At 41.9% G+C, this 16556-nt stretch carries 16 protein-coding genes; 9 read left to right on the top strand and 7 right to left on the bottom strand.

Annotated features, from left to right (window positions below):
• Window positions 1-298, top strand: a 298-nt coding sequence (locus AC5JM2_RS24865; RefSeq protein WP_495837485.1) for a hypothetical protein, incomplete at its 5' end; no start/stop codon positions are given.
• Here the strand turns inward: AC5JM2_RS24865 and AC5JM2_RS24860 are convergent.
• From AC5JM2_RS24860 to AC5JM2_RS24850, 3 genes are all read right to left on the bottom strand, one after another.
• Window positions 295-897 carry a Uma2 family endonuclease gene (locus AC5JM2_RS24860; protein ID WP_495837484.1) on the bottom strand — a complete coding sequence of 201 codons (603 nt, stop codon included), beginning with the start codon at window positions 895-897 and terminating at the stop codon, window positions 295-297. The genes AC5JM2_RS24865 and AC5JM2_RS24860 overlap by 4 nt on opposite strands.
• Before the next feature lie 15 nt (window positions 898-912).
• The gene (locus AC5JM2_RS24855; protein WP_495837483.1) at window positions 913-1212 is read right to left on the bottom strand and encodes a HigA family addiction module antitoxin; all 300 of its coding nucleotides are present in this window, start codon (window positions 1210-1212) and stop codon (window positions 913-915) included.
• A gap of 117 nt (window positions 1213-1329) precedes the next feature.
• Window positions 1330-1521, bottom strand: a complete 192-nt coding sequence (locus AC5JM2_RS24850; RefSeq protein ID WP_495837482.1) for a type II toxin-antitoxin system RelE/ParE family toxin — start codon at window positions 1519-1521, stop codon at window positions 1330-1332.
• Between the two features lie 80 nt (window positions 1522-1601).
• Here AC5JM2_RS24850 and AC5JM2_RS24845 point away from each other — a divergent pair, with 80 nt between their 5' ends.
• On the top strand, window positions 1602-4250 hold the full coding sequence (locus tag AC5JM2_RS24845; RefSeq protein ID WP_495837481.1) for a CHAT domain-containing protein: 2649 nt from the start codon (window positions 1602-1604) through the stop codon (window positions 4248-4250).
• Window positions 4251-4297: 47 nt separating this feature from the next.
• Here the strand turns inward: AC5JM2_RS24845 and AC5JM2_RS24840 are convergent, their stop codons facing one another.
• Window positions 4298-5116 carry a DUF928 domain-containing protein gene (locus AC5JM2_RS24840; RefSeq protein WP_495837480.1) on the bottom strand — a complete coding sequence of 273 codons (819 nt, stop codon included), beginning with the start codon at window positions 5114-5116 and terminating at the stop codon, window positions 4298-4300.
• 412 nt (window positions 5117-5528) lie between these two features.
• Window positions 5529-6806, bottom strand: a complete 1278-nt coding sequence (locus AC5JM2_RS24835) for an ATP-binding protein (RefSeq protein ID WP_495837479.1) — start codon at window positions 6804-6806, stop codon at window positions 5529-5531.
• A 405-nt stretch (window positions 6807-7211) separates the two neighbouring features.
• Between AC5JM2_RS24835 and AC5JM2_RS24830 the strand changes: the two genes are divergently transcribed.
• From AC5JM2_RS24830 to AC5JM2_RS24805, 6 genes are all read left to right on the top strand, one after another.
• Window positions 7212-8345, top strand: a complete 1134-nt coding sequence (locus AC5JM2_RS24830; RefSeq protein ID WP_495837478.1) for a sensor histidine kinase — start codon at window positions 7212-7214, stop codon at window positions 8343-8345.
• The gene (locus tag AC5JM2_RS24825; RefSeq protein WP_495837477.1) at window positions 8342-9016 is read left to right on the top strand and encodes a response regulator transcription factor; all 675 of its coding nucleotides are present in this window, start codon (window positions 8342-8344) and stop codon (window positions 9014-9016) included. The genes AC5JM2_RS24830 and AC5JM2_RS24825 overlap by 4 nt, the downstream gene beginning before the upstream one ends.
• Before the next feature lie 254 nt (window positions 9017-9270).
• Complete coding sequence (locus AC5JM2_RS24820) at window positions 9271-10731, top strand: SET domain-containing protein-lysine N-methyltransferase (RefSeq protein ID WP_495837476.1); 1461 nt, start codon at window positions 9271-9273, stop codon at window positions 10729-10731.
• On the top strand, window positions 10728-11240 hold the full coding sequence (locus tag AC5JM2_RS24815) for an SET domain-containing protein-lysine N-methyltransferase (RefSeq protein ID WP_495837475.1): 513 nt from the start codon (window positions 10728-10730) through the stop codon (window positions 11238-11240). The genes AC5JM2_RS24820 and AC5JM2_RS24815 overlap by 4 nt, the downstream gene beginning before the upstream one ends.
• 73 nt (window positions 11241-11313) lie before the next feature.
• Entirely contained in the window at window positions 11314-12471 is a 1158-nt protein-coding gene (locus tag AC5JM2_RS24810) for a GNAT family N-acetyltransferase (protein WP_495837474.1), read from the top strand.
• Window positions 12472-12532: 61 nt separating this feature from the next.
• On the top strand, window positions 12533-13633 hold the full coding sequence (locus AC5JM2_RS24805) for a D-alanine--D-alanine ligase family protein (RefSeq protein ID WP_495837473.1): 1101 nt from the start codon (window positions 12533-12535) through the stop codon (window positions 13631-13633).
• A 146-nt stretch (window positions 13634-13779) separates the two neighbouring features.
• Here AC5JM2_RS24805 and AC5JM2_RS24800 read toward each other — a convergent pair whose 3' ends face one another.
• Both AC5JM2_RS24800 and AC5JM2_RS24795 read right to left on the bottom strand, forming a co-directional pair.
• On the bottom strand, window positions 13780-14514 hold the full coding sequence (locus tag AC5JM2_RS24800) for a DUF4079 domain-containing protein (protein ID WP_495837472.1): 735 nt from the start codon (window positions 14512-14514) through the stop codon (window positions 13780-13782).
• Window positions 14515-14722: 208 nt separating this feature from the next.
• Window positions 14723-15115, bottom strand: coding sequence for a hypothetical protein (locus AC5JM2_RS24795; RefSeq protein ID WP_495837471.1), 393 nt, complete (start codon window positions 15113-15115; stop codon window positions 14723-14725).
• Window positions 15116-15491: 376 nt separating this feature from the next.
• Between AC5JM2_RS24795 and AC5JM2_RS24790 the strand changes: the two genes are divergently transcribed.
• On the top strand, window positions 15492-16553 hold the full coding sequence (locus tag AC5JM2_RS24790; RefSeq protein ID WP_495837470.1) for a DMT family transporter: 1062 nt from the start codon (window positions 15492-15494) through the stop codon (window positions 16551-16553).
• Window positions 16554-16556 lie beyond the last annotated feature (3 nt).

The raw sequence follows: 16556 nt of genomic DNA, 5'->3' as shown, positions 1-16556 counted from the left end.
CCCTATTCAAAATAACTCAACTGCACCAGCAGGATCTACTCCTGGTGGCGCGGATGCATTTGGTCTACGTGTCCCAGATGGAAACAGTTTGCTGCTAGTAGGCGGCGATATCAAAATGGATGGTGGAGGGTTGAATGCTTTTGGTGGGCGAGTTGAGTTAGGTGGGTTACGGAGTGCAGGAACAGTTGGGTTGAATGGGGATGGTAATAATTTGAGTTTGAGTTTTCCCAATAGTGTAGAATGTATATTTAATTTTGCATTAGTACTTATCAGTTCGCTTGACCGAAAGGTGAATTAGTTAAAAATCTGTTGTGCAGTCAAGTTAAACTCAGGAAATGTTGGCGACTGGATGCGGTCATCTCCCCTAAATTGAGTAACTTGGTATTCATCGTCTATTAAGTGGTAAATAGAAATTGTTGGTTGTTTGGGGTTACCAATAAACTGCTTACCGCCCAATGCCAAATAGTCTACAATCCAATATTCAGGAATCCCGATTCCTTCATATTCTCCACGTTTTTTAAAGTAATCGTCACGCCAGTTAGTACTAACAACTTCCACAACCAGCGGAACTGAAGCACCATAAATTAGAGTCGATTCTTTTTTCCATAGGGGTTCTGATGATAAATTACTTTGGTTTACTACTAGGACATCTGGTGAGTAAGCTGATTCCTGATCTGGTGGTTTAACTAATGCTGTTTTGGGTATGAAGTACGGGAGATTTAAGCGGTCAAATTCTACACTCAGTTTTCTGACCAAAAAACCGATAACTTCCTCATGTCCTCCTAATGGCTGCGGCATTTTAACGATGACTCCATCATGCAATTCATAGTATGCATCTTCCGGTTTCCATTTTGCAAATTCTTCAAATGTTACTAGTTTGTGTAAGGCTTGAGTCATTTTTATTTCTCCTTTTCATGAGTTGAACATTACTATTGTTTCCAGTTCTTCCCTCTCTTGTTCGAGCACATGGTACAGATCCCAAATCTGTTGAAGGTTTAACCAAAACTCCGAACTATTCCCGAAAAACTTCTCTAGGCGTAACGCAGTACTTGGAGTGATACCACGCTTCCCATTTACTATCTCATTAATGCGTTGATAAGGGACATAAATTGCATCAGCAAGTTCACGTTGCGATACTCCCATTGGTTCTAGGAAATCCTTAAGTAAAATTTCTCCAGGGTGTGTGGGAGGACGATTTTTAGGAACTCTCATCCGTTGCTACCTCAATCATGGTAATCTACAATTTCAACTTCTAACGTACCGATTGGTGTCCACTCAAAGCAGATTCGATATTGGTCATTTATCCGAATACTATGTTGACCTTCCCGCTCATCTTGATAATGCTTTTAACCTATTGCCTGGTGGCACGCTCAAATCATCCAAAGACACTGCGGCATTAAGTTGGTCTAGTTTTCTTCGTGCCACAGACCAGAGATTTATAGGACATGTTTTTCGAGCTGCTTTTGTATCGTTGCCATCAAAAACATCTTCGGTACCTTTGTCTTTAAATGAAATGATCATAGAAGCATAATGACACGGATATCATGCTAAAAACAACAAAAACGCTGTAACTTTTCCTGTATCCCAGTAAGGTGTGAAATATGCAAAAACTTCGGTTGACAAAACGACTCCTTAGATTTGCGCTAACGAATGTAGTCCTATTTGCCCTTGCTTTTTCCCTAACTATTATCCCCAGCACATTCGCCAAACAACCCCAGACAAATTCAGTAGACAATTTTCACACCCAAACTACCAAACCCCCAACCACTACACCACAGCAACTTGTCTCTCAAGGAGAAGCGCTTTATCAATCTGGACGCTTTGCTGAAGCTGTAACTGTTTTACAACAAGCTGTCCGCATCTATCAACAACAAGGCGATCGCCTTGCACAAGCCGCAGCATCAACGAACCTCTCTCTAGCGTTTGAGCAACTTGGCTCATGGAAAGAAGCGTCAAAAGCTATTAACGCCAGCTTAAATCTACTTGGCTGGGACAATATAAATCAAAAGTTAAATGTCAACAATCCCAAGTCAGAATTGCTGGAAGTTTTAGCACAAACTCTAGAGATTCAAAGTGGACTCCAGCTGTCACAGGGACAAGCAGATGTATCTCTAAAAATATCACAGCAAGCAGAGCAAATCTGGAAGCGCTTAGGTAAACAATACAATACTAGAGTGACGCGCAGCCGTATCAACTCTGCACAAGCTTTACTAGTTTCTGGTTTTTACCGCCGTAGCTTAGACATATTGAATACAGTCTCTCAACAGTTACAAACCCAACCTGACTCACCTGAAAAAGTCACTGCTTTACGCTCCCTTGGAAATACCCAGCAACAATTGGGTGACTTAGAACAATCCCAGAAAAATTTACAACAAAGCTTAGAAATTGCTCAACGTCTGCAACTACCCCAAGAAATTAGTCTGACAGAATTTTCTCTTGGTAATACTGCTAGAGCTAATGGTAATATAAAAGACGCTATAACTCATTATGAAAATGCGGCTTTAGTTGCATCCAACCCACTCACCAAAGTTCAAGCTCAAATTAATCAACTCAGCTTGCTTGTCGAGAATAAGAATACAACAGATGTAAAACTTTCAGATGCAACGTCTCAACTAATTTCTACAATCCAATCTCAACTCGCAACTCTGCCGACAAATCAAGCTGGTATTTATGCACGTATCAATTTTGCTCGCACCATAAGCAAAATTAGTGACAAAAAAAACATCGCCGAGATTCTAGCCGGTAGCGTTCAACAAGCCAAAACTATAGGTGATGAACGTACTCAATCCTATGCACTTGGCAGTTTAGCAGAAGTCTACGAGCAAAACAATCAATGGCAAGAAGCACAGAAATTGACGCAGCAAGCATTGTTTATCGCTCAAAAAATCGATGCTTCAGATATAGCTTACCGTTGGGAGTGGCAGTTGGGACGCTTACTCAAAGCACAGGGAAATATTGAGGGAGCGATCGCTGCTTATGATAGCGCAGTCGCATCCCTTCAATCTCTCCGCACCGATTTGGTTGCAGTCAACCGAGACGTACAGTTTAATTTTCGTGATAGCGTAGAACCTATTTATCGCCAGTCAGTAGAACTGCTTTTACAACAGAAAGGACAAGGAAAGCCTGATTTAGATAAAGTCCGCAAGCGAATTGAAGCCTTGCAACTAGCAGAACTAGATAATTTTTTCCGAGAAGCTTGCTTGAGTAACCAATTTGTGGTGCTGGACAAAGTAGTAGACCGTGATAATCCTAATACTGCCATTTTTTACCCCATTATCCTAGATAACCAGTTAGAAGTTATCCTCAAACTTCCCAACCAACCTTTGATACATAAAACTTCTGTGGTGAACCATCAGCAAGTAGAGCAAGTCATTACACAAATGCGAGAGACAATAGTCGAACCTGATGCAAGTAAGAAATTTCAAGTTGTTTCCCAGCAGCTTTATGATTGGCTAATTAAACCAGTTGAAGCTGAACTCAAAAATAGTAGAGTGAATACTCTAGTCTTTATCCCAGATGGGTCACTACGAAATATCCCAATGTCTGCATTGTATGATGGCAAAAAGTATTTAGTCCAGAAGTACGCGATCGCCATTAGCCCAGGATTGCAACTGTTTACCCCCAAACCTCTAGGGCAAGAAAGATTAAACGCTCTTGCTGGAGGACTCTCGGAACCACCCAAGAATGAAAAGTTTGCACCGCTTCCTAACGTCAAAGTTGAATTGAAATTGATTCAGCAATCGGGCATATCGACAACGACACTATTAGATGAAAATTTCAAAAGTACGATTTTAGGAAAAACGATTAACGCCCAACCTTTTAGAGTTGTTCACCTGGCAACTCACGGGCAATTTAGCTCTAAAGCACAAGACACTTTCATCTTAGCAGCCGATGGACGTATCAATGTAAGTCAATTAGATAGCTTGCTCAAAAGTAGAGAGCAAAAACGAACACAGCCAATTGAATTACTGGTTCTGAGTGCTTGCGAAACAGCAGCAGGAGATAACCGTGCTGCATTGGGATTAGCAGGAGTTGCTATTCGAGCTGGGGCGCGGAGTACTTTAGCGTCCTTATGGCAGATTGGGGATGACTCTACTGCTTTGTTTATTAGTGAATTCTACCGTCAGTTAACAACTGGCAAAACTACAGCAGAAGCTTTACGCGAAGCTCAATTAAAGCTGCTGTCTGATTCGCAATACACTCGTCCTCTTAACTGGGCACCTTATGTGTTAGTTGGTAATTGGTTGTAGAGAAACAGTTATCATTTAAACCTTATTTAACTGATAACTATTTACTGTTATTTCACCAGAGGAGCTGTAGCAACATTATCCAAGTTGACAGATCTCAATAAACTTTGCCAATCTTCAGCAACAGATGCATCATTAGGATTCTTCTGGCGCAGTTGTGCCAACATAGTCAGAGAATCAAACCAAATTCCATTAGCCGCATAGATTGCAACCTTTTGTCGCGGATCAACTGCTGCTTCCAGTTGCTGGATCACACGAGAATCCAAATTCACTCTTTGAATGTCTCCTTCTACATAAATAGGAACACTGGCTGTTTGTTGTTGATTGCAACGGACTTTTAAATACCAGCGATATGTTTTACCTACTTGCAAGGATGTATTGGATGGAAGAGAAACACCTATGATACCAGGCTTTGGAGGTAGTGCGATCGCATTTTTATAAACATCATTTCCCGCACTATCTTGTAAGATAAATTCAGCACTAGCTGTTAAATTCTGAGTGTAAGGAACGTAAAACCAAAACGTTGGTCGTTCAAAGGTAGTTAGTCCCCCCACAATGCCCGAAGTTGATTTGTCTGTCTGTTTGCTAGCCTTTTGTTCATTTCGCAACGGTACTAAAGCAGTCAGTGCAGTTGAAACCGCAGGACAATTATCCCGGCTACCCATTCCTGCTCTACGCCCAGATACAGGACTTAACCGTTCGGGTGTTTTTGGGAAAACAAAAACTGGTCGAGAGGTACCTTGTTGAGGTGAAGTCCCACCTTTGGTTGGTTGTGCAGGCTGCTTGGTCGTTGTTGGTTGTTGAGTTTGGGCTGTTACCTTTGCTGGATAATAGGTGAGGCTGCTCAAAATCAGAGCGATTGTTAGCATCCATTTCATGGACTTCACAGGGTACGTACAGTTCCTGTTTACGGCTATCGTGATCATAGTATGAAGACTTACGCATTGATAAATCTCTATATTTAAATTCTTAATAGGGTTTGAGTACAGTTAAGTTATGCACTTGTACTCTCAGTCTGGCGTAATTTGAGCAACTGAGCTATTTGTATATAAGGCTTTTCCCCGCGAATCTTGACTCAGCCTTGCTTTGCGCCTAGTGATTTTGTGAGGTAGACTAGCGTGCGCCGTGCTGTCTGAGCACAACTCAATATAACTTTCCTGTTGCTTGATTTGACACTGGGCGCGAGTTTTTTCCCAAACAAGCTTGAAATATTTGTTCTAAGTAGGCAGGGCGCTGTTTTTTCATGACTCTTACAGCTTGCTGTTGTAGTAGTGTCGAATCTCAAAGGCTGTGAAGAATAGCCACAGGTAGTTGAACACTCATTGTAGTACCTGTCACTGCGTCAGACTGAATAAATAATTCCCCACCATGAGCATTGACGATGCGTTTGGTAATGGCAAGCCCCAGCCCAGTACCACCAGGTTTCGTGGAAAAAAACGGTTGCGTTAACTTTGAGAGGACTTCTGGGGGAATTGGCTCGCCGCCATTGCAGACATTGATACAGACTTTATCTTCGGGCGAAGTGTCTACTTTCCATGTGACGACATCTCCATCTGAGACTGCTTCGCAGGCATTGCGGACAATATTGATAAACACTTGTTTTAGCTTATCCTTGTCACCCAGAATTTTGATTGTTGGTGACGCCGGAATAAATTCGATTTGCCGTGAAAGTGCTTCTGGCATTTCGCAGATTGGCACTAGCAACTCACGAATAAATTCATTCACATCCAATTCACACAACTGCAAAACCTGGGGTTTGGCGTAAAGCAAAATTTCACTTAGCAGACGTTCCAGACGACTACTCTCGTCAAGTGCTAACGATAATCGCTCTTGAGCTGGTTCAACCAGAGTAGTTTTCTTGAAATACTTCAACCCCATGATCATTGTGGTCAGGGGATTGCGAATTTCATGCACAATCATAGCAGCAAATTCACCAATGGCTGCCAGCCGTTTCTGTTCTACAAGCTTGGTTTGCGCCGCCTGTAGTTCTTGGGTGCGTTTTTCTACCTCAGCTTCCAGAACTTGATTAAATTGGCACTGCTGCTGGTAGAGATGGTAATGGTCGAGTGCTGTAGCCGCACGTTCTGCAAACAGTTCTACAATTTGGATTTCTTGTTTTGTAAACTTCCTTGGCTGCTGATGAAAAGAGCAGACAGTACCAATTACTTCACCTTGGGCTGTCCGTAACGGTATCCCTAAATATGAGCAATAACCTTCTGGAGCCTCTCCATACTCCGGATATTTTTCAGCATCTTCCACTGCTAACGAGTGACCAATTTTTATAACAGCGCCAGTGAGTGAACCATGTAGTGAATAAATATGTTCGCCCTCGCCCATGTCAATACTACTTGCCAGAACTGTTTCAAACCCTTCCTGGCATAGGGTTACTACCGACCAATCTACCTCAATCAGTTCGCTGACACCACAGGCAATATTGTGTAAATAACTATACAATTCTCCAGTTCGATAGTTCAATGAGGACAAAAGCGCCATCGCCCGTAGTTCCCTTTGCCACGGCTGGTTTTGCAACAAAATTTCATCTTCATTGGCTTTACTCATTGGTTAGTGGTAAGCGCAAAATAAGTTTAGAGATAAACTGGTAGGATGTGAAGTTTTCAGAGTTTTGGTTTGGGATGCTTTGGTACGAAGATTTTATTAGTTCTGTCTTCTGTTTATCTACAGAAATTATCACAAAATTTACATGAAAATATAAAATGTTATAAATGCATAACCGAAAATTAGAATTAGCTGAGAAAGTCATAAGAGCTTTGTAGATAAAATATCAAGATTATGACCAATTTCTAACCAAAAACTTTAACTCTATTCAGGAAAAACTCATTTTTATCGGGAACTTCTATCTTAAAGTGAAATTATATATTAAATAATCTATTGTTTCTTGTTTTAACGCATCACCATAAATGTGATTACCTAAATTAATAAAATGCAGGAGCATGAGTCATTATAATGATTTTTCTAGACCAGTTTAGGAGAAAATTAGCGAAAGTTCTTCGAGCAAGAATTGACCCCTCTTCGCTACAATTTCGCCTGAGTATTGGAATCATCGTTATCTTTACAGTAGGAATCAGTAGTTTTACTAGATGGATAAGTTGGGAAATAAAACAGTTTATCATTATGACTTATCAACAATATGGTATGTCTTATGATGACCCCAAGCTGTTGGCAATTATTCAAAATCTGGAAAGTATGAGCCTTGTGTTGCTTGCCACCACTATAGTTTTCACTATTGTGTTTATCAGGCGATCGCTCTTACCGTTACAACAGATGAATCAGTGGGCGGCTGACTACCCTGCCCAACTGAGTCCGTACCATCCACGATTAAATCGGACACCAAGCGAAGTAAAAGCGCTAGCTCAGACGTGGAATGAATTGTTAACAAGGTTTTCAGAGGTTAGAGAACAACAGCAACAGTTTACCAACGACTTGGCTCATGAGTTACGCACACCCCTTAGCATGGTCTATGCATATTTACAGAGAACTCTGCAACGTAGTCAAAACTTGGCAGATTCCCAGAAAGAAGCTCTAGAGATGGCTGTTTCTGACGCAGAACGGATGAGTCACATTTTGCAAGACTTAGTAGATTTGGCACGCGCAGGTAGCAGTGCTATGCCCTTGCAAGCTGAAACACTGAGCCTAAATGATTTGATTGCAGAAATAGCACAGATGAGAGAAAAATTTGACCATCGAGCAATCCAGCTTGAAGTCGTTCCGTTTCCCATGAAAGTCAAAGCGGAACGCAACCAGCTAATGCAGGCGTTAAACCATTTGATTGACAATGCTTTTCAATACTCAGATGTAGGTGAGTCAGTGACTTTAGAACTGATTCAGGTTGATAATTGGGCAGTGATTCAAGTCAGTGACAACGGCTGTGGAATTCCTTTAGCAGATCAATCCCGCATTTTTGAACCCTTTTATCGAGTAGATCCATCCCGTACCCGTTCAACTGGAGGAACAGGTTTGGGTTTATCTATAGTAAAACGCCTTGTGGAGCGCATGGGGGGCAAGGTTGAAATTCGGTCAGAACCTGGTTATGGCAGCACCTTTATTGTGAGATTACCTGCATTAGGAGCAAAAATATGACAGCGCATATCCTCCTGGTTGAAGATGAAGTCAAACTGGCGCGATTTGTTGAATTAGAACTAAGTAGCGAAGGTTACAAAGTCAGTGTGGCGCATGATGGAATCATGGGTTTAACGCTGGCGCGAGAGGAATCACCAGAGTTGGTGCTTCTCGACTGGATGCTACCTGGGTTATCTGGCTTGGAAGTTTGCCGTCGCTTGCGTACAACCGGAAACAAAATGCCAGTGATTTTGTTGACAGCAAAAGATGAAGTGAGCGATCGCGTGGCAGGTTTGGACGCAGGAGCTGATGATTATGTGGTCAAACCATTTAGCATTGAGGAACTACTGGCAAGAATCCGTGCTCATCTACGCCGCACTCAAGAAACAGATGAGGATTTATTGCAGTTTGAAGATTTGAGCTTAAATCGCCGCACTCGTGAAGTGTTTCGCAGCAAAAGAGCGATTGAGCTAACGGCAAAAGAGTTTGATTTATTGGAGTATCTCCTTAGCCATCCCCGTCAGGTGTTTACTAGAGACCAAATTCTAGAGAAAGTTTGGGGTTATGACTTTATGGGTGATTCTAATATTATCGAAGTTTACATTCGTTATTTGCGTCTCAAACTGGAAGAAAATAATGAAAAACGCTTGATTCATACTGTGCGTGGTGTGGGGTATGCGTTGCGGGAGTAAAAGATAGTACCCTGAGTTGGACTTTACCCAAGCTGAGTACGCCTAAATAGGGGACTTCCAGAAAATAAATTATCCTGTCAATAATAATGATAATTAGTATGAGGGGGTGAAGGGGCTGCTGATGGCAGCCCCTTCACCCCCTTTTTGTAGTAACTTGAATAATGACTGGGTTTTTGAGTGTGGTAAACGGTCAACTTCACATATGCAATCTTTTGTCAACTTTTTTTACTAAAGTGATACTCTAGGGAAACGATATGAAAGTGTGCGTTCTGCAACCTGACTATTCTCAATCGACATTAGATTACAAAAACATAGATCAGCCTCGTGACCTTTCTCATCTACTACCAGAAAACCAGCTAGATCATATATTTCTTCAAAAGACCATTATTTACCGTCAGTTAAAAGAATTAAAAAAACAACGTTACGATATCTTTGTCAACTTATGCGAGGGCTACCGAGACTGGGATGTGAGTTCTATTCATGATGTGACTACAGCCTTGGAAGAACTGAACCTACCGTATACAGGTCCTACATCAACCCTGTACGACCTTCCCAAGGAGTTAATGAAATATGTTGCCTATTGCCAAGGCGTCGGCACACCAGCATTTGTGATTGCCGAAAGTTTGGCTGATGTGGACAAGGCTTGTGATGATTTAAAATTTCCCCTGTTTGTCCGACCGACTGCAACAGGGGACAGTCTCTTAACTGACAAGCAATTTTATGTGACGACAAAACAAGAGCTTTTGAGTAAAGCGGCTGACATCATCGCTAATTTTGATCGAGTTATGATTGAGGAATACGTGGATGGGCGAGAGTTCACTGTGCTTGTGGTAGCTAACCCGGATGATGCGCGATCGCCTATAGTCTATAGACCGATTGAGTTTGTGTTTTCCGAAAAAGAGAGTTTTAAAACTTATGACCTCAAAATACGGCAACATCACTCAGGGCGCTACATTCCCTGTTCTGACAACCAGCTTGATTTACGTTTGAGAGATGTTGCTAAAGAGCTTTTCTTAGGATTTGAGACAACGGTTGGTTATGCTCGTCTTGACTGCCGAGTGAACGAAAAAGGAGAGATATTTTTTTTAGAAATTAACTTTCCCTGCTCGGTTTTTTCCCCGGAAGGTTCAGAAGATGCTGTTGACTATATTCTCAAGTTTGATGATGGAGGTCACGGTGCATTTCTTCAACACATTATTACTGAAGGAATTGCTCGATATCAACGCCAACAGAAGAAATATAAAATGTGGGGAAGCCCGATTTGTGGCTATGGCATCTATGCAGCAAAGGATTTGAAAACTGGCGAAATTGTAATACAAAAAGAGGAGAAAGCACTAAAGATTGTGACACGTTCTTACGTCCAATCTCACTGGAGTGCAACGGAGCAAGAAGTTTTTCAGCGTTACGCTTATCCTCTGAGTGAAGAGATTTTCATGTTGTGGGACAGCAACCCAACTGAATGGGCACCGATTAACCACTCTTGCGACCCCAACACCGCTTTTCAAGGACTTAATATTTATGCGATCCGGGATATTGCCGTTGGTGAGGAACTGACTTTTGATTACTCCACAATGTATAACGAGAATATGTTGGAATTTCAGTGCCAATGTCACTCGCCTAAGTGCCGAAAAATTATTCGTGGAGTACCTTTGAATTCTGTAACTTTGCACGAACAGAAGTTAAATAAGTCAAATTTACTTGATAATATTTCATGACAGATATAGTGTTTTTACACCAGAAAAAGCTAACTGAACCTCAACATAAAGTCACCAAAATTTCATCTTTTGCCGAGGTATGGGAGTATCCTACAACAGGTAATAAATCCCTCCATGCAAGTGTTACTTTTATACCTGATGAGGTGATTTCCACTTTCGTACCTAAAGAAATATTGAATGAGCCAAATTATTTGACAGTGCAATTGAATGAGCAGGAACATATTATGCTCGCTCCAGAGTTTTTGCAATACATAAATCACAGTTGCAATCCAAATGTGTTTTTTAACACCACAAATCTTGTTGTCATCTGTCTGAGGAGGATTGAGGTGGGTGAAGAAATGACCTTCTTTTACCCATCTACTGAATGGTGTATGGCTCAAACGTTTGATTGTAACTGCAAAACTCAGAAATGCCTGGGACGCATTCAGGGAGCATTATATTTACACCCAACTATTTTGCAAACATATAAGCTAAGCGATTATATAAAACAAAAGCTGGAGAAACTCTGAGCAGAAAGGTTCCTTTTACATAGGAGAGAGTTCAATGGAGGTAAGCGTTCTGTCGTCTCTGGACTCATTAAGCATGACTGATTGGCAGGAATTGACTGCCAATGCTTCACTTTACTACACACGCGACTGGTTGCAAGCAGTAGCACCCGACATCGGGGAACAAGTTCTACTGTTTACCGCATACAGATCTGGAATACCAGTAGGGGTAATTCCTGCGTTCAAGGTGTCCAAGCCAACTGAATTCGTCTACCATAACGTTCGCGAGGCAGTGTTGGAACCTACTCAGCTTGCAGAGGTAACTAGTTTTTTGTTTCCACAGCAGCCACACACAGCTTTTTTGATAGCTAAAACAGCTATTGCAACTTTACGTCCCCTTCTTGATTCCTTTGTGTTCCCTAATTTAGTATTCACCTCACCATTCGCCTACGTTAGCGAAACTTTGATCCGACCGAATGAACCAGATCCAGAAGGCGTCCTAGACACTATTCTGAATGGTATCGAACAATACAGTCATACCCAAGGTCTGGGTTGTACTGCATTCCTCTGGATTGAGGCGACTCAACACCGACTTCTATCAGCTCTCAAACGTAAGGACTATCACCTCATTAGAATTGATGCGACAGCTCGTTTGCAGATTAAATGGTCATCCTTCGACGAGTACCTTGCTGCGTGCTTTCGTTCCAAGCACCGTTGGCACATTAAGCGTGAAATCAAGTGTTTCCAAGAAGCAGGTGGGCACATCCGCTACCATGACTGTTGGTCTGATATTGAAGAACAAGCTATCAGTCTAGCTATTGCTTTACAACAGCGACATAACCTCCAACCAACGTATACCGAACTAGCCAACCGCTACCAGCGTATTCTCACATCCCTTGGGGATCGGGCTATCCACCTGACCGCGTGGTTAGACGGAAACCTAGTGGGTTTCGCCACCGTCTTTGTTTATGGTGATGTATTATATCTAAAGCATGTCGGCTTTGATGATACACCGGCTAACCGTCAAAGCTACGTCTACTTCAATTTGGTATACTACAAGCTGATTGAGCTGGCTTTAGAGTTAGGTGTTCGAGAGATCGACTACGGTTCAGGTACTCATCAAGCAAAGCGAGATCGCGGCTGTGAGATAGTGCCACTTTACATTGCTTATCGCTTTCAATCTCCTTGGATGAAGCGACTAGCCAACCTGTACCTTCCCGCTCTTCATCGGCAAAAAATGAATCGTTTTGACTAATAAGAACTAGTCTGAAGTTGAAAATATTATATTAATTGCGTGATCTAAAGCGAAAACACTAATGTTCCAGAAATTTCCTGTACCTAGTAGCAAATTATTTGTATGGATATTTATTCCCTACCGGATGACAGAGAAAGGATTAATAAGCGAACACTACGACAATCCTACGATTCGTCATGAACTAGCAGATGTTTTTAAAGATATGAGTATAGCGTCGAAGTGGCAACCGATCACGTTGTCAAATATGTACTCAATTGTAGAAGAGATAGCTTGTTTGAGGGATGAATTTGTTCCAGTGGTACTGAACTACTGTGATGGGTGTGATGAACTAGATGGCTACCCTGGTGTTTCAGTTATCAAACTACTAGAAGCCAAAGGTATTATTTTTACGGGCGCAGATTCTAACTTTTATACTCTCACTTCATCCAAAATTTTAATGAAATATGCTTTCCTTCAGTCAGGTGTATTGACTGCTCCATATGAAGTTATTTCGGAACTCAATCATATTCAGGGAATTTGCAAACGTCTTAATCCTCCCTTGTTTGTTAAGCCATCTGATTACTATGGTGGGATAGGCTTGTCTGAGCGGTCAATTGTCCACAGTGATGAAGAAATATATCAACAAATACAATACTTACTACAAGAACAACAAGCCGCTCAATTTACGTTAGGCAATATTTTTATCGAACGCTTTATCAATGGACGCGAATTTACTGTACTGGTCATAGGGTCTGCTCAACAACCTGATTATCTCAAAACTTATCCCTCTCTGGAATTTATCTTTCAATCCAAATTACCTGAATTCAATAAATTTAAGTCTCGTAAATTTCGCACTGAAGTGGAAGACCATATGTCTGGTCACCTAGTTACTTCTTCCTTATCTGACCAAGTTTCGGAATTAGGTAAGCGTGCTTACTGTGCGGTAGGTGGTAATGGATATGGAAGAGTGGATATACGAATGGATAAAACATCTCAAGAACTTTTTGTACTTGAGGTGAATGCAAATTGCAGTATCTCTTCTCAGCCTTTCTCTCCCTTATTTGAAAAGTCTCAAAGCTCCGTGGGCACTATTTTGCACCTTGCTGGTATACCCTTTGCACAGCTCATGTCAGAAATTATTGCAGAGGCATTTGTTAGACCTTTTACTAAAAAAAGCCCCTAGAAGCTATGAAACCTCTAGAGGCAAGTATTTCTATCAAATAGGGGTTAAGCGCGATAAACCGGAGGCTTGACGCTAGCCCCAAAGGGGGCGCTCCGCAAACGCGTATCGCACTTGCAGGAATATGTAGGTTTTTTACAAGCAATTTATCAAAGTTTTTTAGGTAAAGAGGGTGCCTGAATTGTGCAGGGTTTAGTGTCACACTTTTGCTCGTAAAGCTTATTAACATAGGGTTCTTGCCAAGTGAGGGGAATTTCCAACAATGAGAGCGTCCCCGTAATTCCTAATCCCAGAAAGATTAAGAGGGCAATGCAATTCAAAGCAATGTGAACCTTACGCCAGCGATTTTTCTTGTCCTTATAGATTTCTGGCAAAATTGCTAAAGAAAAAATCATCAATAGGGCAGCGGTTAAGCCGTAGTAGTAATGAGAAATATACCACTGGTTAGTTTTGCGATACACACCATCCTGACAACCAAGCACCACTAAACCCATTCCAGTCAGCGTAGCAAATATAGCACGCCAATTTCGTTCTCTTGTTTGATAGAGTAGAATTAAGGAACCAAGAGTAGCAGCAAATAATAACCCAATAAAGATGACTTGAAAGGGTGCTTTCATCCAACTATTATGGTCTAAGATTTTACCAAAAATAGCGTAGGCTAGAGCTATTAAAACAATTCCTACGACAGCACCTGTCAAATAGCGACCTAGCTGGACATGCTCCTGTCCTGCAACCGGGGTAATTTTGCTCTTACCGGTTGCTTTAGTTTCCAGTCGGCGCTGACGAGTTTGTAAAGCGCGGTTGACGACGATACCGATTAAAGGGAAGACCACAGTCACAGCGATCACTGGATGCAACAGCAAAATCACATCTCTCGATTCCATAGCAAACCTCTGTTTTGAAGATATATTATTTGGGGTATTGAATAATTGTTTTAGTATTAATGAACACTCAACAATGTGCTAGCTGTTTTCAATTCACGTGTAGAACAGCAAAAGTAAAGCTTTTAGAAAGGGTGTTTAGCCTCGGTCAGGCAAGATGCCTGACCTACGATTTGTGAAGTTAAGGAAGTACAAATTATACTACTTACAATTATTTAACTTCGTTCGGAGCAAACGCAGTAATTTTGCCTTTCTTAAGTGCAACTATCACGTCGTATGTTGCACAGTAGGAAATCGTGATATCGTTAGCTTTGTTGTAGAGGTTAACTACCATGCCAGCACCCCCTGGTTGTACGGCAATTGGCTCAAGGTCGCCAAAAAAGTAACGCCGCAGCTGGTCACCACTACCAAACTTACCCTTACTCTTGATGAGCATGTCAATTTTTTGTTGAGTCGTCATGCCAGTGACATCTTTCATGTTTTGTTTTGTTTCCTGGGCTGATGCTTGAACTAGTGAAGGATTCACAAAGCTTACTGGACCATCCCAAACCGTAACCAAACCAGCGAGGGCAACAGTTGCAAGTAGTGACGAAGCGAATTTCATTGTGACTCCTTATCTTTGATTTATCTCAACTGTCCAAAGTATCCCAGTTGGTAGTGAGACTCATCTGAAACCAAACCATGAATTTTCTGAATTTATCCCTGGATAAAATTCAATTTTTACTCAGCATTTTCTCAGACTAGGATGGTATTGTTAGATTTTAGCCTGCCCTCAGCGTTCTCTCAGATTCACCTCACCCTGAGTTAATCAGAAAAGCTTAGTATCGTTGACAGTGCTTTCATAAGCTGTCACGCATATAAGAATGCACATAGCTAGAAGCGAGACTTGTTGCTATCACTGGTTTTCTTCCGGATTGAATGTTGTTAGCGCAGCGGGACGCAGTCCATGAGCGAATTTTGAATTGCTTAGCAGTGGTGTTATGGTGACCAAATACAGAAGAACACATCGTCGTATCCCCAGAATTCCAGGACAAATCTATCTCTGGCTAGCAATCCTGATTTTTGGAGCATCTAGCGCAGTGACTAGGAAGCTGACAGAAATTGGTGCTCAAAACTTTATGGGCGATGGCAATCCAATTTCTCTGTGTAATGTTTTGTTCGTGGGAAACCTGTGCGCCTTGATAATTTTCATAGCAATTTACTGGCGACAGTGGAACCTTAGGGCTTTGAAACAACTATCAAGGAAGGATTGGAGCGCTCTTGTGGCAATAGCGATTCTATCTGGAGCACTTGCCCCTGGTTTAATTTTCCAGGCATTGGCGTTAACCCAAGTTAACAATATCGTTTTAGTTGGACGCTTGGAACCGCCCCTGACTCTGGCTTTATCAGTCTGGTTGTTGAAGGAAAGGGTGAATCTTTGGGAAGTTGTGGGAGCGATCGCTGCGTTTGTCGGCGTTACCCTAACCATTATCCTTCAACCCTCAGGACAAGCCATGATGAATGTGGGGGGTTTCCATGTGGGCACTGGGGAAATTCTGGCAGCCGCAGGAGCTGTGGCATCAGGCGCTTCCACAATTATTGGCAAACGATCTCTCGCCAAAATTCCTTTGGGAATCTACAATATCTTTCGTACTGCTTTAGGAACCTTAATCTTTTTCTTTATTGCTTTAGAGTTATATGGCAGCGACCATTTTATGAATGTGTTCTCGCCTTTCCTGTGGCAGTGGATGTTTGTGTATGGTGCGGTGATTGTGGTGCTAGGTCAGTTATTCTGGAGCAAGGGCTTGAAAGCTTCCACGGTGTCTATGGCTTCCTTAATTGGCTCGTTTACCCCAATCGCAGGTATATTGGCAGCTTATTTGATTTTGGGCGAAGTCCCTACCCTCGCTCAATATGTCGGCGGCAGCGTTATTTTAATTGGCATCTTGTTGAGCCAAGTTGGCAAAAGGCAAGAAACTTCTCACACTGCTGCATCTTCCGGCGTAGGTTCTACCCAAGCAGAACAAGAGGTACAAGCTGGTATGGGATTTAAGGGTATGTGAAAC

Source organism: Brasilonema angustatum, assembly GCF_059505445.1.
Note: the sequence above shows the minus strand (reverse complement) of the source record. Positions and strands in the feature narration are given on the sequence as shown.